Source organism: Mesorhizobium sp. M4B.F.Ca.ET.143.01.1.1 (genome assembly GCF_004792275.1).
Classification (GTDB): domain Bacteria; phylum Pseudomonadota; class Alphaproteobacteria; order Rhizobiales; family Rhizobiaceae; genus Mesorhizobium; species Mesorhizobium abyssinicae.
On record NZ_SRSR01000018.1, the window covers coordinates 110627 to 133880 of the forward strand.

Annotated in this window: 23 protein-coding genes and 2 pseudogenes; 19 read left to right on the top strand and 6 right to left on the bottom strand. The window is 61.3% G+C overall.

Annotation, left to right across the window (positions count from 1 at the left end; translation table 11 throughout):
- From EN786_RS30515 to EN786_RS30545, 7 genes are all read left to right on the top strand, one after another.
- Window positions 1–615 (top strand): DUF1326 domain-containing protein, encoded by a 615-nt coding sequence (locus EN786_RS30515; protein ID WP_127311367.1) that lies wholly within the window; start codon window positions 1–3, stop codon window positions 613–615.
- The gene (gene pcsA, locus EN786_RS30520; RefSeq protein ID WP_127311368.1) at window positions 612–1442 is read left to right on the top strand and encodes a phosphatidylcholine synthase; all 831 of its coding nucleotides are present in this window, start codon (window positions 612–614) and stop codon (window positions 1440–1442) included. Before EN786_RS30515 ends, pcsA begins: the two co-directional genes overlap by 4 nt.
- Window positions 1443–1494: 52 nt before the next feature.
- Window positions 1495–2472: a quinone oxidoreductase gene (locus EN786_RS30525; RefSeq protein ID WP_127287056.1), complete on the top strand. Its 978-nt coding sequence runs from the start codon at window positions 1495–1497 to the stop codon at window positions 2470–2472.
- Window positions 2473–2681: 209 nt separating this feature from the next.
- On the top strand, window positions 2682–4259 hold the full coding sequence (locus EN786_RS30530) for an ABC transporter ATP-binding protein (protein WP_189524313.1): 1578 nt from the start codon (window positions 2682–2684) through the stop codon (window positions 4257–4259).
- Window positions 4256–5368, top strand: a complete 1113-nt coding sequence (locus EN786_RS30535) for an ABC transporter permease (protein WP_135909228.1) — start codon at window positions 4256–4258, stop codon at window positions 5366–5368. The genes EN786_RS30530 and EN786_RS30535 overlap by 4 nt, the downstream gene beginning before the upstream one ends.
- A complete protein-coding gene (locus EN786_RS30540; protein WP_127282244.1) occupies window positions 5368–6288 on the top strand; it encodes an ABC transporter permease in 921 nt (306 codons plus the stop codon). Before EN786_RS30535 ends, EN786_RS30540 begins: the two co-directional genes overlap by 1 nt.
- A gap of 51 nt (window positions 6289–6339) precedes the next feature.
- The gene (locus EN786_RS30545) at window positions 6340–7407 is read left to right on the top strand and encodes a BMP family ABC transporter substrate-binding protein (RefSeq protein ID WP_127282243.1); all 1068 of its coding nucleotides are present in this window, start codon (window positions 6340–6342) and stop codon (window positions 7405–7407) included.
- A 44-nt stretch (window positions 7408–7451) separates the two neighbouring features.
- On the opposite strand, the gene EN786_RS30550 is transcribed toward EN786_RS30545, so the two are convergent.
- The 4 genes and pseudogenes from EN786_RS30550 to EN786_RS30565 form a co-directional block, all read right to left on the bottom strand.
- On the bottom strand, window positions 7452–8552 hold the full coding sequence (locus tag EN786_RS30550; RefSeq protein ID WP_127311240.1) for an acyltransferase: 1101 nt from the start codon (window positions 8550–8552) through the stop codon (window positions 7452–7454).
- Window positions 8553–8662: 110 nt separating this feature from the next.
- Window positions 8663–9976: a 30S ribosomal protein S12 methylthiotransferase RimO gene (rimO, locus tag EN786_RS30555; protein ID WP_127311241.1), complete on the bottom strand. Its 1314-nt coding sequence runs from the start codon at window positions 9974–9976 to the stop codon at window positions 8663–8665.
- Between the two features lie 130 nt (window positions 9977–10106).
- Window positions 10107–10766: a TerC family protein gene (locus EN786_RS30560; RefSeq protein ID WP_127282240.1), complete on the bottom strand. Its 660-nt coding sequence runs from the start codon at window positions 10764–10766 to the stop codon at window positions 10107–10109.
- A 190-nt stretch (window positions 10767–10956) separates the two neighbouring features.
- Window positions 10957–11287 (bottom strand): annotated as a pseudogene (locus tag EN786_RS30565) (DUF930 domain-containing protein).
- On the opposite strand from EN786_RS30565, the gene EN786_RS38810 reads away from it, so the two are divergent.
- Both EN786_RS38810 and EN786_RS30570 read left to right on the top strand, forming a co-directional pair.
- Window positions 11192–11470, top strand: a complete 279-nt coding sequence (locus tag EN786_RS38810; protein ID WP_246688769.1) for a hypothetical protein — start codon at window positions 11192–11194, stop codon at window positions 11468–11470. The pseudogene EN786_RS30565 and the gene EN786_RS38810 sit on opposite strands and share 96 nt — an antisense overlap.
- Before the next feature lie 74 nt (window positions 11471–11544).
- A complete protein-coding gene (locus EN786_RS30570) occupies window positions 11545–12069 on the top strand; it encodes an OmpA family protein (protein WP_127282239.1) in 525 nt (174 codons plus the stop codon).
- Between the two features lie 14 nt (window positions 12070–12083).
- Here the strand turns inward: EN786_RS30570 and EN786_RS30575 are convergent, their stop codons facing one another.
- Window positions 12084–13526 carry a caspase family protein gene (locus EN786_RS30575; protein WP_127282238.1) on the bottom strand — a complete coding sequence of 481 codons (1443 nt, stop codon included), beginning with the start codon at window positions 13524–13526 and terminating at the stop codon, window positions 12084–12086.
- Between the two features lie 294 nt (window positions 13527–13820).
- On the opposite strand from EN786_RS30575, the gene EN786_RS30580 reads away from it, so the two are divergent.
- From EN786_RS30580 to EN786_RS30585, 4 genes and pseudogenes are all read left to right on the top strand, one after another.
- Complete coding sequence (locus tag EN786_RS30580; RefSeq protein ID WP_127282237.1) at window positions 13821–14912, top strand: autotransporter outer membrane beta-barrel domain-containing protein; 1092 nt, start codon at window positions 13821–13823, stop codon at window positions 14910–14912.
- A 4-nt stretch (window positions 14913–14916) separates the two neighbouring features.
- The gene (locus EN786_RS37895; RefSeq protein WP_187331312.1) at window positions 14917–15054 is read left to right on the top strand and encodes a hypothetical protein; all 138 of its coding nucleotides are present in this window, start codon (window positions 14917–14919) and stop codon (window positions 15052–15054) included.
- A gap of 49 nt (window positions 15055–15103) precedes the next feature.
- Window positions 15104–15343: pseudogene (locus EN786_RS39510) on the top strand (3-beta hydroxysteroid dehydrogenase); the annotation flags it as partial.
- Window positions 15344–15562: 219 nt separating this feature from the next.
- Window positions 15563–15859, top strand: a complete 297-nt coding sequence (locus EN786_RS30585) for a PilZ domain-containing protein (protein ID WP_127282235.1) — start codon at window positions 15563–15565, stop codon at window positions 15857–15859.
- 842 nt (window positions 15860–16701) lie between these two features.
- On the opposite strand, the gene EN786_RS30595 is transcribed toward EN786_RS30585, so the two are convergent.
- Entirely contained in the window at window positions 16702–16902 is a 201-nt protein-coding gene (locus EN786_RS30595; protein WP_127282233.1) for a hypothetical protein, read from the bottom strand.
- 968 nt (window positions 16903–17870) lie between these two features.
- Between EN786_RS30595 and EN786_RS30600 the strand changes: the two genes are divergently transcribed.
- The 6 genes from EN786_RS30600 (at window position 17871) to EN786_RS30625 (ending at window position 23156) form a co-directional block, all read left to right on the top strand.
- Window positions 17871–19148 (top strand): integrase arm-type DNA-binding domain-containing protein, encoded by a 1278-nt coding sequence (locus EN786_RS30600; protein WP_127310297.1) that lies wholly within the window; start codon window positions 17871–17873, stop codon window positions 19146–19148.
- Window positions 19145–19597 carry a hypothetical protein gene (locus tag EN786_RS30605; RefSeq protein WP_127310296.1) on the top strand — a complete coding sequence of 151 codons (453 nt, stop codon included), beginning with the start codon at window positions 19145–19147 and terminating at the stop codon, window positions 19595–19597. Before EN786_RS30600 ends, EN786_RS30605 begins: the two co-directional genes overlap by 4 nt.
- Before the next feature lie 92 nt (window positions 19598–19689).
- Window positions 19690–19902, top strand: coding sequence for an AlpA family phage regulatory protein (locus EN786_RS30610; RefSeq protein WP_127310295.1), 213 nt, complete (start codon window positions 19690–19692; stop codon window positions 19900–19902).
- A 13-nt stretch (window positions 19903–19915) separates the two neighbouring features.
- Complete coding sequence (locus EN786_RS30615; RefSeq protein ID WP_127310294.1) at window positions 19916–20281, top strand: hypothetical protein; 366 nt, start codon at window positions 19916–19918, stop codon at window positions 20279–20281.
- Window positions 20282–20350: 69 nt separating this feature from the next.
- A complete protein-coding gene (locus tag EN786_RS30620) occupies window positions 20351–20749 on the top strand; it encodes a hypothetical protein (protein ID WP_127310293.1) in 399 nt (132 codons plus the stop codon).
- 280 nt (window positions 20750–21029) lie between these two features.
- Window positions 21030–23156 (top strand): DUF5906 domain-containing protein, encoded by a 2127-nt coding sequence (locus tag EN786_RS30625; protein ID WP_135909230.1) that lies wholly within the window; start codon window positions 21030–21032, stop codon window positions 23154–23156.
- The last annotated feature ends 98 nt before the right edge of the window (window positions 23157–23254 follow it).

Genomic DNA, 23254 nt, shown 5'->3' on the forward strand with positions numbered 1-23254 from the left:
ATGACGGATCAGGGCTGGGCAATGAAGGGAGAGCTCGTGCTCTCCTGCAATTGCACGGTTTTTTGCCCCTGCGTGCTGTCGCTCGGCAGCCATCCGCCGACCGAGGGTTATTGCCAGACCTGGGCCGGTTTCCGCATCGATGCCGGCCATTTCGGCGACGTCGACCTCTCCGGGCTCAATCTCGGCCTGGTGATGGAAATCCCCGGATATATGAGCCGAGGCAACTGGACCGCCGGCCTGTTCATCGACAAGCGCGCCTCGGTCTACGCGGTCAAGGCGCTGACCAAGATCTTTACCGGCAAGGCAGGCGGCACAACCGCGCTGCTCTCCATCCTGGTTGGAAAATTCCTCGGCGTCGAACAGGCGCCGATCACCTATGAGACGCGTGACAAGACGCGTATCTTCCAGATACCAAAGATCATCGACGGGGCGGTGACGCCGGTTCCCGGCAAGGACCGCGAGAAGGATACGGTGATCAGCAACTCCGAATACTGGATCGCGCCGGAAATCATCGTGGCGAAGTCCGACAAGAGCAAGATGCGCGCCTTCGGCCGCAACTGGAACTTTGCCGGCCGTTCGGCCGAGATCTGCAAACTGGACTGGCGGGGCCCGTGAGCAAGAACACTACGGCCAGGAAAGCCGCCAAGAAAATCGCCGATCGGATTCCGCGACCGAAGAAGAAGGTGACGTGGCCGCAGGCGCGCGCCTTTTCGGTGCACCTGCTGACGGCATCGGGCTCGTTCCTGGCCTTCCTGTCGCTGGTCGCGGCGAGCGAGCAGCGCTGGACGGCGATGTTCTGGTGGCTGGGCCTGGCGCTGTTCGTCGACGGCATCGACGGACCGATCGCCAGGAAGCTCGAGGTCAAGGAGATCCTGCCGACATGGTCGGGCGAGCTCCTCGACAACATCATCGACTACGTGACCTACGTGCTCATTCCGGCCTTTGCGCTCTATCAGCGCGGCTTCATGGGCGAGAAACTGTCCTTCCTGTCGGCGGCCATCATCGTGGTGTCGAGCGCGATCTACTATGCCGACACCGGCATGAAGACAAAGGAGAACTTCTTCAAGGGATTCCCGGTCGTCTGGAACATGGTGGTGTTCACGCTCTTCGTCATCGAGCCCGGGCAGTGGGTTTCCTTCGCCGTGGTGGTGGTCGCCGGCATCCTCACCTTCGTGCCGATCAACTTCATCCATCCGGTTCGCGTGGTGCGGCTGAGGCTGATCAATCTCGGCATGACGCTCTTGTGGTGCGCCTTCGGCGCGCTGGCGCTGGCGCAGGCAGCGCTCGCCGCCTTCTACGACCAGATCGGCGTGCTGGGCGAACAGGTGAGCGTCTTCACCAAGGTCGGCATCACGGTCACCGGACTTTACCTCGCCTGCATCGGCGGTATCATGCAGTTCTTTCCAAGGCTCGGCGCCAAGCCGGGCGCCCGGAAAGACTGATCCCCGCGAAGGCCGGTTCCCAGGACGGCCCGATCCCAAGAGAGACTGCCCAATGCCCAAAGCGATCCGCATCCACGCCCATGGCGGCCCGGAAGTACTGATCTATGAGGACGCCGATCCGGGCCAGCCAGGCGCCGGGCAGATCCTGATCAGGCACACCGCGATCGGCCTCAACTTCATCGATGTCTACCATCGCTCGGGCCTCTATCCGCCGCCCGGCGGCTTTCCGCTGATCCCCGGCGGCGAGGCGGCCGGCGTGGTGCTCAAAATCGGTGCCGACGTCGACTGGCTGAAGCCCGGCGACCGCGTCGCCTACGCCGTCAATGTCGGCGCTTACGCCGAGCAGCGGGTCATTGCCGCGGACCGCGTGGTGAAGGTGCCCGACGGCATCAGCGACGAGCAGGCGGCGGCGATGATGCTGAAGGGCATGACTGCGGAGTACCTCCTGCGCCGCACCTTCAAGGTGAAGGCGGGCGACACCGTCCTGTTCCATGCGGCGGCCGGCGGCGTCGGCCTGATCCTCGGACAGTGGGCCAAGCATCTCGGCGCCACCGTCATCGGCACGGCGAGCTCCGCCGACAAGATCGAGCTCGCCAGGGCGCATGGCTTCGACCATGTCATCAACTACAAGGAGCAGGATTTCGTCGCCGGCGTCGCCGCCATCACCGGCGGCAGGAAATGCGATGTCGTCTACGATTCCGTCGGCAACGATACGTTTCCCGCCTCGCTCGACTGCCTGAGGCCGCTCGGCACCTTCGTCAGCTTCGGCCAGTCCTCCGGGCCGATCCCGCCCTTCTCGATGTCGCTGCTGGCGCAGAAGGGCTCGCTGTTCGCAACCAGGCCGACGCTGTTCGTCTACAACGCCAGGCGCGAGGATCTCGTGGCGTCGGCCGAAGCCCTCTTCGACGTCGTGCTGAGCGGTGCCGTAGAGATCAAGATCAACCAGCGGTATGCGCTCAAGGACGCCGGCCGGGCGCATTCGGATCTCGAAGGAAGGCGTACGACGGGCACGACAGTCCTCATCCCCTGACGTCGTCGTTTTCGGCGGTTTGCCGCCGCCGTAAGCATTGGTCGCCCGAAAAGACAGCTCCCGATTTTCGTGGTCTTGCGGAGTACTTTTTTACCGCTTGAGTTTCCGCTGAAATTCTTGAAGCTCTTTCAAGTCGCGTGCCGCTTTCCGACGGGAGCCGGCCGCGCATACCATGCTTGCGGGAACACAGAACATATCTGGCAAACCAGATGGGAGGCACTGTGAGTGCAAATCACGACAGCGCGAATCTGCTTGAAGTTCGCGGGCTGACCAAAATTTTCGGCACGCTGACGGCGTGCAACCATGTCGACCTCAACATCGCGAAGGGCGAGATCCACGCGTTGCTCGGCGAGAACGGCGCCGGCAAGTCGACGCTGGTCAAGATGCTGTTCGGATCGCTGGAGCCGAATTCGGGCGAGATCTTCTGGGACGGCCAGCCCGTCCGGATTACCAGTCCCGGCGCCGCCAAGAAGCTCGGCATCGGCATGGTGTTCCAGCATTTCTCGCTGTTCGAGGCGCTGACGGCGGCCGAGAACATCGCGCTGTCGCTGGACGACGGCTCGCCCATCAGCAGCATCGCCGCCAAGGCGCGGGCGCTCTCCTACAGCTACGGCCTGCCGCTCGATCCGGAATCGCTGGTCGGTGACCTCTCCGTCGGCGAACGCCAGCGCATCGAGATCATCCGCTGCCTGCTGCAGACGCCGCAGCTCATCATCCTCGACGAGCCGACATCGGTGCTGACGCCGCAGGAAGCCGACAAGCTGTTCGAGACGCTGGAAAGGCTGCGCTCAGAAGGCAAGTCGATCCTCTACATCTCGCACCGGCTGGAAGAGGTCAAACGCATCTGCGACCGCGCCACGGTGCTGCGTCACGGCAAGGTGGTCGGCCATTGCAATCCGCGCCAGGAAACCGCCGCCTCGCTCGCCCGCATGATGGTCGGCAACGAGGTGAAGGCGGTGGTGCGCGCGCCGGCCGAAGGCATCGAGACGGCGCCGGCGCTGCTCGAGATCCGCGCGCTGACCCGCAAGCCGGCGACGCCGTTCTCGATCCCGCTGAGGAACATCAACCTCACCGTGCGCGCCGGCGAGGTGATCGGTATCGCCGGCGTCGCCGGCAATGGCCAGGGCGAATTCTTCGAATCCGTCTCCGGCGAAGCGCTGCAGCCGGAGGCCGGCTCGGTACGCATCCGCGGCAAGGACGCCGGCGGCATGAGCATCACCGGCAGGCGGCTGATGGGCGCTGCCTTCGTGCCGGAAGAACGGCTCGGCCACGGCGCCGCGCCGCGCATGAAGCTGTCGGAGAACCTTTTGCTCTCGCGCCACGCCACCGACGGCAAGGCCTTCGTCGGCTCCGGCGGCATGGTCAAGAGCGCCGCCATTTACGCTGCTTCCCAGCGCATCATCGAGGTGATGGACGTTCGCAAGAGCGCGCCCGATCCGGAGGCCGCGGCATTGTCCGGCGGTAATCTGCAAAAATTCATCGTTGGGCGCGAGCTCGACCGCAAGCCAAGCGTCATGGTGGTCAACCAGCCGACCTGGGGCGTCGACGCGGGGGCCGCCGCCCACATCCGCCAGGCACTGATCGAACTGGCGCGCAGCGGCTCGGCGGTGCTGGTCATCAGCCAGGATCTCGATGAGCTGTTCGAGATCTCCGATGCGATCGCGGTGATGCACAACGGCGAATTGTCGAAACCGCTGCCGATCGCCGAGGCGACCTTCGAGAAGATCGGCCTCTTGATGGGCGGGGCCGAGCCCGGCCACGCCGAACACACGCTGGAGACGGCATGATGCGCCTCGAACTCGTCAAACGCCCGCAGCGCTCGGCGCTGTTTTCGGTGCTGTCGCCCTTCATCGCATTCGCGCTCACGATGGTCGCAGGCGCCATCATGTTCGCGCTGCTCGGCGTCAACCCGCTCAATGCCTTCACGATCTATTTCATCGAGCCGATCAGCCAGGTCTGGCAGCTGCACGAACTGGCGATCAAGGCGGCTCCGCTGATCCTGATCGCGGTCGGCCTGTCGGTCTGCTACCGGGCCAACATCTGGAACATCGGCGCCGAGGGCCAGCTGATCTTCGGCGCCATCTTCGGATCCATCATCCCGGTGGTGTTCCCCGGCTTCGAAGGGCCGCTGGTGCTGCCGCTGATGCTTATCCTCGGCATGTTCGGCGGTGCCGCCTACGCCGCCATCCCGGCGCTCCTGAAGACGCAGTTCAGCACCAACGAGATCCTGACCAGCCTGATGCTGGTCTATGTCGCGCAGCTTTTCCTCGACTGGCTGGTGCGCGGTCCCTGGCGCGATCCGCAGGGCCACGGCTTTCCGCAGACCATCCAGTTCGGCGACTCCGCCATTCTGCCGGAGCTGATGCCGGACGCCGGCCGCGCCAATTGGGGCTTCGTCTTCGCCTTGGTCGCTGCCGTGCTGATCTGGCTCTTGATGAGCCAAATGCTGAAGGGCTTCGAGGTCCGTGTGCTGGGCTCCAGCCCGAGGGCAGGGCGCTTCGCCGGCTTCGGCTTCAACCGCATGGTGTTCTTCACCTTCCTCCTGTCGGGGGCGCTCGCCGGACTTGCCGGCATCTCGGAAGTCTCGGGCGCGATCAACCAGCTGCAGCCGGTGATATCGCCCGGCTACGGCTTCACCGCCATCATCGTCGCCTTCCTCGGCCGGCTCAATCCGCTGGGCATCATCGCGGCGGGCCTGGTTCTGGCGCTGACCTATCTCGGCGGCGAGGCCGTGCAGAGCGCGCTCGGCATCTCCGACAAGGTGGCGCGCGTCTTCCAGGGCATGCTTTTGTTCTTCGTGCTCGGCTGCGACACGCTCATTCACTACCGCATTCGTCTGATCGGCTTCGCCGCGCCAAAACTCGAGGCCGCGCCCAAGCTGGAGGAGGCACGCTGATGGACATCACCGTCAACATCCTTTTGACCATCGCCACCGCGGCGACCCCGCTGCTCATCGCGGCGATCGGCGAGCTGGTGGTCGAGCGCTCCGGCGTCCTCAATCTCGGCGTCGAAGGCATGATGATCATGGGCGCCGTCGGCGGCTTCGGCGCCGGCTACCTGACCGGTTCGCCGTGGATCGGCCTGCTCGCGGCGATCGTCGTGGGTGCGCTGTTCTCGCTGCTCTTTGCCGTCATGACGCTGTCGCTGGCCACCAACCAGGTGGCGACCGGGCTGTCGCTGACGCTGCTCGGCCTCGGCCTCTCCGGCATGATGGGAACGAGCTTCGTCGGCCAGCCCGGCCAGCGCCTGCCCAATCTCGACATTCCCGGCCTGAGCTCGATCCCGGTCGTCGGCAAGCTCATCTTCGGCCAGGATCCGGTCTTCTACATCTCGATCGTGCTGACCGCCGCCGTCATGTGGTTCCTGTTCAGGACCCGCACCGGGCTCACCTTGCGCTCGATCGGCGACAGCCACACTTCGGCGCATGCGCTGGGCATCCAGGTGATCCGCTACCGCTATCTGGCGGTGATCTTCGGCGGCGCCTGCGCCGGCCTTGCCGGTGGACATCTGTCGCTGGTCTACACGCCGCAGTGGGTGGAGAACATGTCTGCCGGGCGCGGCTGGATCGCGCTGGCGCTGGTGGTGTTCGCCTCCTGGCGGCCGTGGAGGGTGCTCGCCGGCGCCTACATCTTCGGCGCGGTGTGGATCGGCCAGCTTCATGCACAGGCTTTTGGCATTCCGATACCGTCGCAGATGCTTTCTTCGTTGCCCTATCTGGCAACCGTCGTGGTTCTCGTTCTAATCTCGCGCAACAAGCGTCTGACGATGATGAACACGCCGGCTTCCTTGGGGCAGCCATTCGTTCCGGATCGTTGACAACAACAAAAAGACGGGAAGCTCCAAGGCTTAACTCAGAGAGGTAACACGATGAAAAAACTGCTTATTGCCCTGATGACCACGACCGCCGCGATTTCGCTGGCGGCGACGGCCGAAGCCGCCGACAAGCTGAAGGCGTGCTGGGTCTATACGGGCCCGATCGGCGACTTCGGCTATTCCTACCAGCACGACCAGGGCCGCCTCGAGGTGGAGAAGGCGCTCGGCGACAAGGTCGAGACCGCCTATCTCGAAAACGTCTCGGAAGGCCCCGACGCCGACCGCGCCTTCGAGCGCCTGGCGCGTGAAGGCTGCAAGCTGATCTTCGGCACCTCCTTCGGCTTCATGGATGCCGAGGTGAAGGTGGCCAAGAAGTTCCCGAAGGTGATGTTCGAGCACGCCACCGGCTACAAAACCGGCGACAATCTCGGCATCTACAATGCGCGCTTCTATGAAGGCCGCTACGTGCTCGGCCAGATCGCCGCCAAGGAATCGAAGGCCGGCGTCGCTGGTTACATCGTCTCCTTCCCGATCCCCGAAGTGGTGATGGGCATCAACTCCTTCATGCTCGGCGCGCAGTCGATCAACCCGAACTTCAAGGCCAAGATCGTCTGGGTAAACTCCTGGTTCGATCCGGGCAAGGAAGCCGACGCCGCCAAGGCGCTTTTCGACCAGGGCGCCGACATCGTCGTCCAGCACACCGATTCTACCGCCGCGCTGCAGGTGGCGGAAGAGCGCAAGCTGCACGGCTTCGGCCAGTCCTCGGACATGATCAAGTTCGCGCCGAAAGCGCAGCTCACCTCGCTAACGGACGAATGGGGGCCGTACTACATCAGCCGCGTCCAGGCCGCCATCGACGGCACCTGGAAGCCGGACAATGTCTGGCTCGGCATCAAGGACGGCGCCGTCAAGCTGGCGCCGTTCACCAACATGTCCGACGACGTCAAGGCGATGGCCGAGGCCACCACCAAGAAGATCGCCGATGGCTGGAACCCCTTCACCGGGCCGATCGCCAAGCAGGACGGCTCGCCGTGGCTGAAGGACGGCGAGGTCGCAGACGACGGCACGCTGCTCGGCATGAATTTCTACGTCAAGGGCGTCGACGACAAGCTGCCGCAGTAAGCGATTGGAACATAAGACAAAAGGGCGCCGCTTGGCGCCCTTTTTCATTCGGCCGGCTGGGCGGTGGTGCGGCGCAGTCTCAATCGCCCGGCCTCGACCGCCCGCGCAAGCCGGATCCGGAGCATGCGCTGCGCCGGCCGCTCGAAATAGTGCCAGATCGCCGAGGAGACAAAGAGCATGAGCGCGACGCAGGCAAAGGCGGCCACCCATCCGCCGGCCAGCGGTGTGGTGGCGTTGATGACGAGATAGCCGACGTTCTGGTGCAGGAGGTAGAGCGGATAGGTCAGGCCGCCGAGCGCCAATGTCAGCGAGGACGAGCTGATTTGGCCGCGCAGCAAGACAGCGGCAATCAACGCGCCATGCATGACGACATTGGCGGCCACTAGATTGGCGGTCGGAACGGCGGCGCCATAGGCCTCCAGCATCCACTGCTGGGTCACGGTGATGGTGCAGCTGGAGATCAGGAACGCAGCCGCGAGGAGCAGCAAGGCGGGCCTTGAACGGCCATGCGCGTGAAGGTGGTGGACCAGCAGGCCGGCGGCGAAGAGTGGGCCGAACTCGGTGATGAACAGGAGCCTGATCGCGCGGCTGCCGATGAAGACCTCGTTCAACGTGGAGATCGCCAGCCAGGCGAAGATCAGTTGCAGCTTTCGGTTCCGAAAAGCCCCGGTCGCCATGGCGAGCGTCACCCAGCCGTAGAAGATCAGCTCCAGGAAGATCGACCAGTAGACGCCGTCCATGAAAGGCTGGCCGAAGACCGGCGCCACCATCGACAGATTTGCTGCATACTGCGCTAAGGAGGTCGAGAACAGCGGCGCGCCGAAAGAGACGACAGCCGCGAAGCTGATCGTCATGCACAGCGCGAAGCCGGGATAGAGGCGGGCGAAACGCGCGATCGCGAACTGCTCCCAGCCGCGGCTTTCCGCCGACCAGGCAATGACGAAGCCACTGATCAGAAAGAACAGATTGACCCCGAGATAGCCGTAGATGGCGATGGGCGCGACATCCGCAAAGCTGCCGTCGGCAAGATCGCCAGCAGCCGGGCCGCGAAAGAAATAGTGAAAGAATACAACGGCAAGCGCCGCCGCCAGCCGCAACAGGTCCAGCGTCGCGATATAGTCCTGCCGCGCCGGTCTGGCGTCCATGCGGCCCTCGCATCTACGGTCCGGCACGCATAGCGCGGATCGCGATGGAACGGGATAGGGAGGCCATACCTATCGCAAGTTGTAGTAAATGCGGCGAATTCGAAACGCGGTCAGACCGCAGAGCCGTAAAGATCGTAGGCGTCGGCGCGATCGACCTTAACGGTGACGATGTCGCCGGCGCGCAGCGGACGGCGCGACTGGATATGCACCGAGCCGTCGATCTCCGGCGCGTCATATTTGGTGCGGCCCTTGGCCGACGTGCCGTGCGCCTCGTCGATCAGCACCGGCAGGCGCTTGCCGACCTTCCTGGCGAGCTGCGTGGCCGAGATCTTCTGCTGGCGCTGCATGAAACGATGCCAGCGCGCCTCCTTGATCTCCTGCGGCACCTGCTCGAGACCGAGATCGTTGGAGCGGGCGCCCTTGACCGGCTCGTATTTGAAGCAGCCGGCGCGGTCGATCTTGGCCTCGTCCAGCCAGTCTAGCAGCATCTCGAAATCCTCGTCGGTCTCGCCGGGGAAGCCAACGATGAAGGTCGAGCGGATCGCGAGATCCGGGCACACCTCGCGCCAGCCGCGGATGCGCTCAAGCGTCTTTTCGCCGTGCGCGGGGCGGCGCATGTTCTTCAGCACCTGCGGCGAGGCATGCTGGAACGGGATGTCGAGATAGGGAAGGATCTTGCCCTCCGCCATCAGCGGAATGACGTCGGCGACATGCGGGTAGGGATAGACATAGTGCATGCGTATCCAGATGCCGAGCTTGCCGAGTTCTTCGGCCAGGTCGAGGAACTTCGCCTTGACCTCGCGGTCGCCGAATATGCTGGTCTGGTACTTGATGTCGATGCCGTAGGCGCTGGTGTCCTGCGAGATGACGAGGATCTCCTTGACGCCGGCCTTGGCAAGCTTCTCGGCCTCGCGCAACACGTCTGCAGCCGGCCGTGAAACGAGGTCGCCGCGCAGTGCCGGGATGATGCAGAAAGTGCAGCGGTTGTTGCAGCCCTCGGAGATCTTCAGGTAGGCGTAGTGGCGCGGCGTGAGCTTCACGCCTTGCGGCGGCAAAAGGTCGACGTAGGGGTCGTGGCTGGGCGGCGCCGCCTCGTGCACCGCCGCCATGACGCTCTCATAGGCTTGCGGTCCGGTGATGGCGAGAACGTTGGGATGCTTCTCGCGGATCACCTCCGGTTCGGCGCCGAGGCAGCCGGTGACGATGACGCGGCCGTTCTCGGACAGCGCCGAGCCGATGGCGTTGAGCGACTCGTCGCGGGCGGAATCGAGGAAGCCGCAGGTGTTGACCACGACAAGATCAGCGCCGTCATGCTTGCGGGCGATCTCATAGCCTTCGGCGCGCAGCCGCGTGATGATGCGCTCGGAATCGACGAGCGCCTTCGGGCATCCAAGACTGACGAAACTGACGCGAGGGGCAGACATAAGGTTTTCCGGGCTTTTCGGGATCGGCGGGCGCAATACCACACTAATTGCGGCATTGGTATGGGCTGGCCCGTCCTGCGGCAAAACGCATTGCGCCGGCCCCAATCCCGGCGATGACGGATATTAAACGTCAGCCCACCGCGTTGTTCACATGCGGCCACACTTCCAACACGCCCCGATAGACCATGTCGACCGCCACATAGAGGATGATCGCCAGGCCGACATAGGCGATCCAGCGATAACGATGCAGCAGCCTGGCGATAAAGCTTGCCGCAAGGCCCATCAGGCCGATCGACAGCACGAGGCCGATGACCAGCACCCAGAAATGATCGCGCGCCGCGCCGGCGACAGCCAGCACGTTGTCCAGCGACATCGACACGTCGGCGACGACGATCTGCAATGCCGCCTGGCCAAGCGTCTTGCGCGGCGCCTTGCCGGCGATCTTGCTGTCGCTGTCGAAGTCGGTGTTGGACAGCGCCTCTGTGGCCTCCTCCTCGTCGGCATGGGAGGTGCGCAGCTCGCGGTACATCTTCCAGCACACCCAGAGCAGGAGGATGCCGCCGGCCAAGAGCAGGCCGACGATCGCGAGCAGCTTGACGGTGACCGCGGCGAACAGGATGCGCAGCACCGTTGCCGCCAGGACGCCGATCAGGATTGCCTTCTTGCGCTGCTCGGTGGGCAGACCTGCGGCCGCCAGCCCGATGACGATCGCATTGTCGCCGGCCAGCACGAGATCGATGGCAATGACCTGGAGAAGGGCGGTCAGGCTTGCGGCGCTGAAAATGTCCATCGACTGGAGGCCCTTTGCTGTTCGCCGAGTATCGGTCGTCGAATGTCCAGACGCCCTAACGTGTATGGTTCGTGCACGTCAAGTCACTGCCCGGAACAAGGTCGGCAAGGCGGGTTCTTTCGGCAAGGCTGATCGATCGGCGATCGGGATCGCAGGGTCGCCGAGAGGCTGGTGCAAGTGCACCGCTGCCTCAGTCGTAGAGGTTGTACTTCGCCCAATCGGTTTCCGGGATCTCGTCGCCGATCCGGTAACGCAACTGCAGAACCTGCATATGGTCGGGCGCGGTCTGGCACTTGAACTTCAGCCGGTACCACTGCCCCCTTGCTGCGAAAGGCCGCGCCCGGACTTCTGATGGCGTCGGCGCTCATCTCCGGCGTGGCAAAGGCGTAGGCGACCACCCGGTCGGCCTTGAAGCTTTTATCGTCATGGGTGATCCGGTCGAGCACTTCGGCATCGCATCGCTGTTCGAGCCGGGTCTGTGGATCAAGTTTCAGGAGACCGGCGCGCAACGCATTGTCCATCGCCTTGGCCGGCCAAGCCAGCGTCAGGCACGCCAGAACCAAGAGGCAGAGCTTTTTCATGGGCGCGACAAGCAACATATTTTGTCTGAGAAATCAACCAGACAGGGGTTAGGGGCAGCGTCGAACGGCGGGCGCGACCTTCGCCCGCTACCGCGGTATTTGGGCCTTTTTGCCTGTATGTGAGATGCGTCACATCGTCCGGTCATCCGTTGCGTGACAGTGTGGTTCGATCCGTGACGGCGATACCGGAGGCGGCCATGCGCGCGACCATCTCTCTCCTCGTTCTGGCGGCGGGGCTGATGCCTTCGAGCTCGCTTGCCGGTCCGGCGCAATCGTCGGAAGACATCATCAAGTTCTTCGCCAGCACAGCCCATCTCGGCCAGTCGCGCGGCATATGCGTCGGCGCTGAAGCCGAATGCGACGGCAAGGCGGACGCGCCGGCGGCGGCCGGGCTGGACATGCTGATCAATTTCAACCTCGATTCCGCCGAACTCATGCCGGACGCGCAAGCCAAGCTCGGCGAATTCGCGAAGGCGCTGAAGGACAATCGTCTGAAGGCCCAGAGCTTCGTCGTCGAAGGCTATACCGACGCCTCCGGCTCGCCCGCCTACAATAAAGGGCTTTCGGAACGCCGTGCCGAGTCGGTGACCGCATTCCTGCTGTCGAACGGCATCGAGGCGTCGCGCGTCACGCCCGTTGGTCTTGGTGCAACGCATCCGCGGGTCGCCAATCCGTACGATCCGGTCAACCGCCGCGTCGAGATGCGCATAAACGCTCAATAGATATTGTGGCGCCGCTAGAACACGCCGCCGATGCCGATCCCGCCACTGATGTCAGGGGGAGGGGCAGCCGGCCGCGAGGATTGCGGTTTCGAGGACCTTGCGGCCTTTCGGCCAGTCGCCTTGCCGCGCTCGGGCGCCGTGTCGGACGAGATCCTGGCCGGCTTGGCCTTCTGCACGACGACCGGATCCTTGCACACCCGGCCCGACTGCAAGAACAGGTCGCTCAGGAGCTCGACTGTGGGTTCGGTCGTCGACGCGATCCGCCTGGTGTTCCTGTAGTAGCTGGTGAGGGCGCGGACGGAACCCTTGCCCCAATTCCCGTCGACGGTGGCGCGGTAACAGCCCAATCGGCGCAGCTCCGTCTGGATGCTGCGCGCCAGGTCTGTCGCCTTTTCCTCGTCCGGCTCGCCGGCCGACTTGCCGACGATCAGCGTTTCGAGGCCGGAGACAACGCTTTGCTTGGCGCCCTCGAGGCTGGCGACCTGCGTGCCGGCAGGCTTGACCGAGGGGCCGGCCGGCGGCGTGATCTCGACCGATCGCAATGTCTGCCCGACGATGATCACAGCCGTCTGCAGATCGTTGGAAGCAAGCTCGACCTGCAGTTTTTCCTTCGCGACCGGATCCGACAGGATACGCGAAAGGCTGGCGCTCAATTGGGCCGGATCGAGCACCTGCTGTTCGGTGAAATAGAACTGCTCTCGCAGATTCGACTGATCCCAAGGCACCTGACGGCCGAGCGTGAGCGTCTCGGTCTCGTTGCGCACGCGGATCATCATGTCGGAAATGCTGAGCCCCGGGATTTCGACATTCTGCAGCAGGGCCGTGGTAAAGGGGCTGTTGTCGCCGGCCCCGTCAACCGTGGTGTTACCGGGCTGGGTGGCAAAGGCGACAAAAGTATTCTCCCCCACTTCGACCTGCGCCAGACCGTCGGCGACGCTGGCACCTTTGCCCACCGGGTTGTTCCGGCAGGCGTCGAGGAAGATGAAGGTCTGCCGCTCACGGCTGGCAAATTTCGCGATCACGTCGTTGAGCCTGATGGCGCGCGCGGTCAGCTGCTCCAGGTTCTGCGCGTCGGGCGTGTCGACCGGCAACAGAAAGTTCTCGCCCTGAAGCTGCACGCCGTGACCGGCGTAAAAGATAAGCACCGCGCTGGCGGTCGCGAGCTTGGCGTCGGCTTGCTGAAAGAGTTGTGCAAACCCGTCGGACGAAAGATCAGTTCCGGTCAGGACGTCGAAGTTCAGCCTTTTCAGGCTCTCGGAAAGTCTTCTGGCGTCGTTGTCGGCATTGGCGAGATGGGGGAGGCGGGCGCTCTGGTAGTTGGAATTGCCCATGACGATTGCCAGCCGCTTGGCGGGCTGGGGTGTCGGCTCTTCCACGGCAGCCGCCCAAACGCCTATCAAGCCGAGACAAGAGAAGAGCAGAACCGCCACGATGCGCAGGAAGGGGGCACAGGTCATGACGCGAGCTCGTCTCAGTTGGCGACAGTCTTCGGGCCACCGAAGCGCTCACCCCATGACGGCCCTTGCGCGCCGAACCCGCATCTTCGAAGACCTGAAAATTTTACATCAGAACCCCTCTCGAAGGAAGGGCGAGACCGTGACCGATCAAAGTGAGTTACTATGATCTTCGATCGATTTTCTGCTAGTATGTCGAAATCGTATCTATGGGCGCCTGATCGTTGTTCTTGGAGAATTCAATCGCATAGCTTGCACCGACTGTTTGAGTAAAACTTTAAGTACGGGGACACGAAAATGAAAGCAGCGAATTGGCTTCTGCGCCTGTGCGCCGCGAGCGCGCTCTCGATTGGCGCAGCATTGGCCTTCATGCCTTCGAAAGCCAATGCTTGCATCATTGAAGGCCTAGACGCCAACTGTTATCTTGGCGGAGTGGCCAACGGCGCGATTGTCGACACGTCTCTGGATGCCCTTCACAACATTGTTGACGACATTGTCGAAGCGGATGTCGGTCCGGCCAAGGCGGCTCCGCCGGCACCAGCCCAGACGGCGCCTTTTGGCGTTTTCGCTTCCGGCCAGCTTGCCCACACCGAACATGACGGCTTCAGGATTTCGAACAGCTTCGACACAATTGATGGACAACCTTTCGATGTCGATGAATTCTCCGCTGCCGTCAGCGTGGATTTCAATGCCGCCAGGCATTTCGGCTTCGATAATGAGCATGGGCTCAACATAGGCCTGTTTGGCGGCTATGCCTCGGCCGAGGTGAGTGTCGACGACCGCCGCTTTTCCAGCGGCGGCGATGCCACCAACAGAAGCGGCATGTTTGGCGGCTATGGACTCTATCGCCATGATACGAGTTATGCGCTTGTGGCGGTGTCCGCATTCCTCGGCAACACCGACGTCGAGAATGTGGACAGCGGCTCCGGCAACTATGACACGCAGGGCTATGCGATCACCGGGTCTGTTGGACGCATCTTCAACATGACCGACCGGGTCCGTTTCGATCTGCGCGGTGGATTGCTGGGCGTCACTTTCACCGGCGACGGATATGAGGACAGCTTCGGCACCGATTACGGCAAGAGCCACCTGTCCTTCGGTGCGGTCAAATTCGAACCCGGCATCTATGCCGATTTCCAGCTTGGCAATGGCATGGTGATCAGCCCCTACGCACGGGCCGATTTCCAGCAGCGTTTCGGCTACTCCAACACGGCCAGCGTCGAGGGCGAGGAAAGCGAATTCGAGGACGCGGACTTTTCCGTGGCGCTGTACTCCGGATTCAATCTGAAGATGACGGGATCCACCACGCTCAGCTCCGAAATTCGTGGCAAGTGGTCCGCGGACAGCACGACCGTCGCCGGCAAGCTGGGCCTGAAGATCGCCTTCTGAGTGGATGTCGACGAATCGAAGCAGTGACGGCGGCGATGCCAAGGGCATTTCGGGCGACGCCGGCGCTGGCGGACTGGGTGGCATCGGCGGCATCGTCAATTTCAACCTCGGCAAGGTCGAGACCTGCTCGGGGTCGGTCTGATTGCGATGCGCTTGGCGCCATCGCCGTCGACGGTACCTAACCGGCCCGTGCCGTCGCCGACGAGGGTGTGTCGACGCGGGAAATCGCCGATGTCATCGGCCGGCGCCTCGGCGTCCCTGTGGTAGCCAAGACCCACGAGGAGGCAGCCGGCCATTTTGGTTTTGTTGGCCACTTCTTCGGTCTGGGCTGGCCGGCCTCGAGCGCGCGGACCAGGGAATTGCTGGGGTGGCCGCCGAGCCAGCCCGGGCTCATCCCGGACCTCGATCGGTCGCGCCATTTCGAAAGCTGAACGGCCGATATCCATCAGGTGAATGATCCAGGCGGTCGGCCGGAGCCCGGCGGCCACCAATTGCGTGCACCACGGGTCTAGCGTGCGACGTTGCCGGTAGCGCAGCCGATTGTCCTTGCTGTATCATTCAACTTCGGGCGGCTGGCAGACCAATAAAGCGCCGGCTAATATGAAGGCGCACCTGCCGCGAGGGTGATTCCGGATCAGGCAAGACACGCGATGGAACCCGACGAACCCAGAAGAGAGCGCCGCCTTCATCCGCGCGAGATTGTCCTGAAGGAGGCCACGATAGTTGCGAGTCCGGACAACCCGGCGATTGGTTGTTCCGTGCGAAATCAGCATGAGCGGGGTGCCGAACTGCGCGTTCCCTCCGACGCCGTCGTGCCGGAGCGGTTTCTGCTGCACGTGCCCGACGATGCAGTCACCTATCAAACGGTGGTGCGCTGGCGACGCAAGGAGCGGCTTGGCGTGCAGTTCTACGGCGCACCGAAGCCTTCGACGACTGCCGGGGAGTAGCCTGTCCGGCTTTTCGTCGGAGATCACGCTTAGTCCAGCTTCTCCAGAGGACTGCCGGCATGAGGCGCGCACGCCGTCGCCATGACTATTGGCGACCTCACCAGACGGTCAGCGCCGCAGGCGGAACCCGAGCCCGCGTTGCAATCAGCCGACCAGCGGCGAGAGCAGCCGCGATTATGAAAACCGCGGTGGCGCAAAGGAAGATCGAAGACGCAAGGACGGTCCCGCTGTTGTCGTAGCAAACCGCGAATTCCATGAGCTCTACCCCTGCAATCCCCGCGCGGCTTGCATGATGATCCTGCTTCGGCATGAAAACAAGCATCTGCTAATAAAAGACAGCGCGATCGGCGGCTGAGCCTGCCTGATGATTCGCAGGCGTCAGGCGGCGGCCTTATGGCAAGACCCACTCTCGGCCGGGAGCTCGTCGCTCGCGCTGCCTGCGGCCCGACAGTCTGTTGGGGTGGATTCGACTGACCGCCGGGCCTAACCGGCTTGGGGTTTGGGGGGCAAGCCGGCTGAGACGAACGTAATATTAGCGACTCTGCAACAAAACCCCGCGGGAACGTTTTCCCCTGCTAATGGCTAGAAGCGCAGCAGCCCGGCGCGCTCTTGTCGGGGGACAGTGACAGAGGGGCGCCGGGCCTTACCGACGTTGCTGCGAGGAAAGCGGCAACCGGCTCCAACATAGTATGCGCCTGCTCATGCAGGCGGAACACATCCATATGAACGAAGGAAGCACTAAAAGGGGGGAACACAAGTCGGGTGCGGCCTACCTCGCGCCCGACTCGGTTCATGCCAGGCGGCGACGGCCATTTGCTGGCGAGGGCAGAGGGGGGCAGGCCCTAGCGGTCAACGATGATGAATCGCGGGCATCCGGTCACGGCATAGCTCGGCGTCGTGAACGTTCCTGTTCCGGTGAAATAGGAACACACTGCCCCGTCAGCCGCTTTCTCCTGCTGATAGAGAATGCCGCTCGACGTGGCGACCAGCGCGCCATTGGAAAGAACGGCCAGCAGGCACAGGCCGGCGAGGATCGTCCGCATTTTAGCTGACTGACTAGGCGCGTTGAAGCTGTCCGACCGAGTGCACGCGAACCCTCAGCACAAGAAGGCGTGTCGCGGCAAACAGCCCCAGCACATTTGAGGCGATGGCGATGTTGACCAGGACCGACAAGACACAGAATGCGCTGGGCGCGTAACAAACGGCTTGCATAGCCTGAACCCTTCAGTTGCCTGCGCTCCCGCCGCCGCTGGTCCATCCGCAGTCGACGGCGGGTGCAGGGCTCATGTACCCGCTCGGTGCGTGGGATTGCACCGTCCCTACACCTGCGAATCTACGACCACATCAGCGGTCGCGCAATTAATGCAAAAAGGCGGGCGGCCTCATCCTTTCAGGGGCTTGGTCTTGGAAGCAGAATTTCCAAGCCGTCGACAATGGCCGAACTCACCTGTGGCCAGGTTCCAAATCGAAACCGGAAATCTGTGACTTCCCGATCCATCAAAGTCTAACGATCACGAAAGCGCACTGGAAAGCACGTGTGATAACAGTTGATTCAACCATTGCTGGTATATAAGGCGAGGGTGGCGGCTCCGACCGGCCGTAGGGGTTGGGTTGCCGGAGCCGCCGGCGCAGCCAGGGGTAGTTAGTTGACCGCGCTGTCTCAAATTAGGACAGCGCGGTCTACGAACGGTTAACGCGCCGCACTAATTCAGCGGCGGCTAACGGAATGGAAGCGGCTGGATCAAATTCGAATTGCGGGGCGAGGCGTTATGGCAAGTCCCGGTTTCGGCGCGTCTAACGTCCTGTTTTTATTTATATTATGGCGGAGGGAGTGTCAGCCAAATTGGCTTGTCGCACGTTGTCGAATCCCGTCTCAATCAATAGAAATATCATAGTGATTTCAAACAGATAGCTTGGAACGGCTATCCCGTAACTGTCCCATGCTGTTGCAATCAGTCCTATCCAATGCCATTATTTTTGGCGGGTAAATTGATGGGATGTGGGAACCACTATGCCGAAAATCGCCAAGGAACTTTCAGCGCTCGCTGTCAAGAATCTGAAGCATCCGGGCACACCGGGGAATGTCGTCCATGCCGTTGGTGGCGTCGCCGGGCTCCTGCTGCAGATAACGCCGGGCGGCGGTAGATCGTGGTTACTGCGGACCACGGTCCACGGGAAGCGCCGCGAAATGGGCCTTGGCGGACACGACGTGTCGTTGGGCGAGGCGCGCGAGCGGGCGAGAGCAGCTAAGGGCAAAATCCACGCTGGTATCGATCCGCTCCAAGAAAAACGCGACCGTCGTAAGGCAGCGGATGCGGCGGCAAAGCGTCACCTCTTATTTCGTGACGCTGTAGACAAATTTCTGGACGCCACGCTGGCGGAATTCAGGAACGAAAAACACCGAAAACAGTGGCGGTCCACATTGGATAATTATGCTGCACCCGTGATTGGGAACCTTGCCGTTGCCGACGTGACCAAGCATCACTTGGTCGAAATCCTCAAACCAATCTGGACGACCAAGACGGAAACAGCCACACGCTTGCGGCAGCGCATCGAACGAGTGCTTGATTGGGCGAAGGCGCACGGTCACCGTGAGGGCGATAATCCGGCCGCGTGGAAAGGCAATCTTGCCGCCATGCTGTCGAAGCCAAGCAAGGTCAAGGAATCCGATAATCAACCCGCCGTTCAGTTGAAAGATGCGTCCGCATGGTTCGCAGCGTTGCGCAAGCGCGAAGGGTCCGGTGCACGTGCGCTTGAATTCGTCACCTTGACCGCCGCACGATCCGGTGAAGTGCGCGGCATGGAATTTTCGGAAATCGATTGGAACTCTAAATTGTGGAATGTGCCGGCGGCTCGAATGAAGATGAAAAAGCCGCACACAGTTGCGCTGTCCGATGACGCATTGGCAATTCTAACCGCGATGAAAGAGGCAGCGACCGGCGAAGCGGCCGAGAGAAACTATGTTTTTCCGGCGATCCGTGGCGGCATGCTGTCCGATATGACGCTATCAGCCACGATGAAGCGCATGCACGAAAGCGAGGTGGAAGCCGGGCGCGTCGGATGGCTGGACAAACATTCGAACCGTCCAGCGGTCCCGCACGGGCTTAGAAGCACCTTTTCAGATTGGGCCGGTGAGTTGACCGACTATCCCCGCGACATGCGGGAATTCGCCCTGGCTCACGCGATCAACAGCGACGTTGAGGCAGCGTACCGCCGCGAAACGATGGTGGAACGCCGTCGTGCCATGATGAGCGATTGGGCAACGTTCCTGCAAGGCGGCAAGCCATGACCGACGAAGGGCTGAACGAAGCAATGAACGCGCTCACGGCGGCACGTGACGGCGATTTAAGCCCATTGATCGCGCGCATTGCCGACCAAAGCGTTACGCTCACTTTTCTTGAGCGGGCTTTCATAATTGAACAGCTAGCCCCGAAGAAAAAAGGCCGCAAATCGGACGACGACGAAATAGAAATATACCAATGGTATAGACAGGCGGTCGGGCTCTCTCACAAAGACGCGATCACTGCAACCACGCGCGCGCTGAAAGGCAATATCGATGAGCGTTCGTGCGAAGCGATAGAAAAGCAAATTCGGCGAAAGCGGAATATCGACTTGGGTCAAAGCTTCAAGATGTACGTCGAATTCTATAAGCAAGGAAGCCGCTCGCAATTGCTACTGCCCGCCGCTTTGCGCGACCCGCGATTGAGCCTTGAGCTTGTGGACCAGCGGACAGAATAGGACGCTCTTTCGGTCCGTTCAAACTTGTAGCAACCCGGCGTACCGTGTGTAATTTGACTGTCATCCGTTTCAACCTTGAGGATGACAGCCACATGGCTAAGCCAGTTACCGCCAACTCCAAATACTTAACAGATGTGCAGGCCGGCGAGCGCTTCGCCGTGGACCGAACAACGATATGGCGCTGGACGCGCACCAATCCGGCATTTCCGAAGCCCGTCAAAGTGTCTGCCGGTTCAACCCGATGGCGGCTTGCCGATATCGAGGCATTTGAAGCCACTCGCGAAGCTGCATCCCACACGGCGTGACGGGAGCGGGACGATGACCGGCAATTTTTTCCGCGTTCCGCTTATGACGCTCGATCAAATGATGATCGATCTAGTTTTCGTGCGGGATGGTCGCAGAATAATCTATCGCCCATGGGGCTATGTTGTAAAAAGTGAAGCGACCGCCAGGAGCTATTACGCTGGCAGCAAGACGGAAATAGGCGGAAAGCGCGTACCGTCTTTTCCGTTGTGGTGGAAGCATCCGAACAAATTGATTGCCGACTTGCTGCGAGACGATCCGAATGATGAGCGCGAGTGGTTTACTGCCGACGGACGGTTGATTATCAACGTCGGACCGGCGGACCGGCAGCGAGGACAATTGCGCAACTTTGCGATGGCTTCCAACCTGTCCGCCACGTAGCCAGCAATTCCAACGGTTCGCGACCAACGGGCGGAAATTACCCGCCAAATTACTCGAGATAAGCGCCTCATGAAACCAACCGAACTAGCTGACATCGTCAAGCCAATCATCAAAGGCATGGTGCGATCCGCCAAACAGAACGACCAATCCGGCAATTCCGACAATTGGCACCTCCGCTTCGATTTGAATTTGTCTACAGGCGACAAAATCCATGTTTCGGCATGGTGTGCGCCAAATATCGAAGACGGATCGTGCATCATACTGTTGAACGCAACGGACGATTTGCTGAAACAAAAGCTCGACGCGCGAACCGGATACGATAGACAGACATTCAAAGAAATCGTAGCAAAACAATGTGATATGGCGTTGGATGTTTGGTTCGAATTTTATACCGACAAAGCCGGCAAGCCGGCGAAGGGCAAGGCGGCAGATAATTTTGCAATAACGGAGAAATATATATCTCGATAATTGTTCCGATATTTAGTTTTCCACAAGTAATCATTGACACGCGTGATAAAGAAGCGCATCTAGACTTTACGCTAGTCGCGAATCACTTAACGATCTGTGGTTGCGCGATCTAGCGTCCTTGTGGGTTGGTTATCGGAACCACGGGGGAGACGGTCCAACGGCAGCGATGCCGGGTTCTCCCCCGATCCGACCCCCGCATAAGGTCTTGCTCGGTTGCGCAATAAATCAGGGTTCCTTGGACGGAGCCTTAAACGCAACCCGCACGTAAGGCCCTTTTCCCATGCACGGGACCTTTAATAGCGTCGGCGTGTCCGGCGAACCCCTAAACACGCCCCAATTTCCCCAAGGCTTCCTACAACGCCCGCAATGGGTCGTCTGGCGACTGGAGCATAAGCCCGGCGCGCTCAAAGCCACTAAGGTCCCGTACGACGCAAAAACCGATCAACGCGCGTCGAGCGTGGATTTCGCCACGTGGGCGGATTTTGACACGGCTGTTAAGGCCAAGGCATCCGGCCAATACGATGGCCTTGGTTGGGTGTTCAGCGACAACGATCCCTATTGGTTCATCGACCTCGACGGCGTGAGAGACGCTGAAACCGGCGAATTGACGCCGGAAGCGCAAGCTTTTTGCGCGCAATTTCCCGGTGCCAGTTGGGAGTTTTCGCAGTCCCTTGAAGGGCTCCATTTGTTCGGCCGTTGCGATAAGGCGGCGCTCGCGAGCCTGAGGAACCGTTGGGACGGCTGGAAAGAATGCTACCGAACCGGGCGCTTCGTCGCCTTTGGATCGGGCGGCGTGACGGGCAATCTGGAGTTGGATTGGACAAATATGCTTGCCTGCCTCGTTCCGTGGCGTCCAGCGGGCGAGACGGACGCAACGGAGGGCCGGGGTCCCGATCCTCGATACAGGGGACCGGCGGACGACGAACAGCTTCTAGTCAAGTTCCTGGCCCACGTCGGGGGCACCAAGGCGAAGCTAGCAGAATCGCCGACAAATAAGCAATTATGGGAAGCGGACGCGGCGGCGCTTGCACGGTTTTATCCGGCAGCAGCGGGCAGTAACAAGCCGTTCAACCAATCGGACGCTGACTTAGCGCTAATGAATACGCTCGCATTTTGGACCGGTCGCGACTTTGACCGGATGGTGCGGCTGTTCAGCCGGTCGGAGCTAGGGAAACGCGGTAAGTGGGTAAAGCGGGCTTATTACCGGAACAAAACGACGCTGCTTGCGATCAAGGATTGCACGTCGGTCTATGCGCCGCTCAGTCGCGATGAACGCCGCGAGCGGCAAATTGCACGAAACCGGGAAATAGGCGACGCGTTTAAGTCCAGCATCAAGGGTCATGTAGCGCCGGAATTGTCGCTGGACGAAATGTATGACCGGCTTGTTTACGTTCACGGCGTTGACGGCGTGGTAGATACCGAAACGTTCATGACGTACAAAACACCGGTCTGTGACCGCGTTTTTGCTAGGTCGGTCGATATCGTCAACGTCGGCGATCCGGACCCAATTAGCGGAAATTTCAAGACGCGGCGAGTTAGCCGCTTCAAGACGTGGATCGGCGAGCTAGACGGACGGGCTAAGACCCAAATCGAGGCGCTCATTTGGAAACCGAACGCCGGTCAGGTCGCCGACGTTCCGGAAAGCCACGCTAACGGGTTTAATATGTGGCGCGGGTTCCAAGCGCTCTCGGTGCCGCCGAACTGGCAGGAATGGCTGAACGCTTGGCACAATCATTTGGCCTATTTGGTGCCGATTAAAGCTGAGCGTGTACGATTCGAGCAATGGCTTGCTCACATCGTCCAGCGTCCGGAAGTGCTGCCACACACCGGCTATCTAATGTTCACGGAGCAAACCGGTATCGGAAGGAATTGGCTGTCCAGCGTCCTGGTTCGCGTCCTCAGGGGATACGTCGCTGCCGGGCTCGATATCCGCGAGGTGCTGGACGGCAACTACAATGGTCGTCTAATGCAAAAGCTTTTAGCCGTCGTGGATGAGGCAAAGGCGGGAATGCAAGACGGAAAGCGTTTCGAACGATCCGAAACGCTCAAATCGATCATCAACCAAGCGTCGAGACGTATCAACGTCAAGCACGGTCTGGAAACCGTCGAACATAATTGCATGCGCTGGCTGTTTTTCAGCAACCACGCTGACGCGCTCCCGTTCGAAAATAACGACCGGCGAATTATAGTGATCGCCAATCCCACGGATCGGGCGACGCCGGAGCATTACACTTGGCTCTATGGGATGATCGAATATCCGGAGTTCATTGCGAGCGTCCGACATCACTTAGCCACGCTCGATATTTGCGAGTTCAATCCGGGCGAACACGCGCCGCTGAATGCCGCAAAGCTCCAGGCATTAGACGAAATGAAAAGCGTGTTGATGGCGTTTCAAAAGCGCGGCTAAACGACGACAAGAGTTTGGTGCTTGTGGAGGGAACAAAAAAGGCGGCCTTTGCAGGCCGCCGAGTGTCGAGGGATGTGTGCTTCAGAACGAGGACGGGG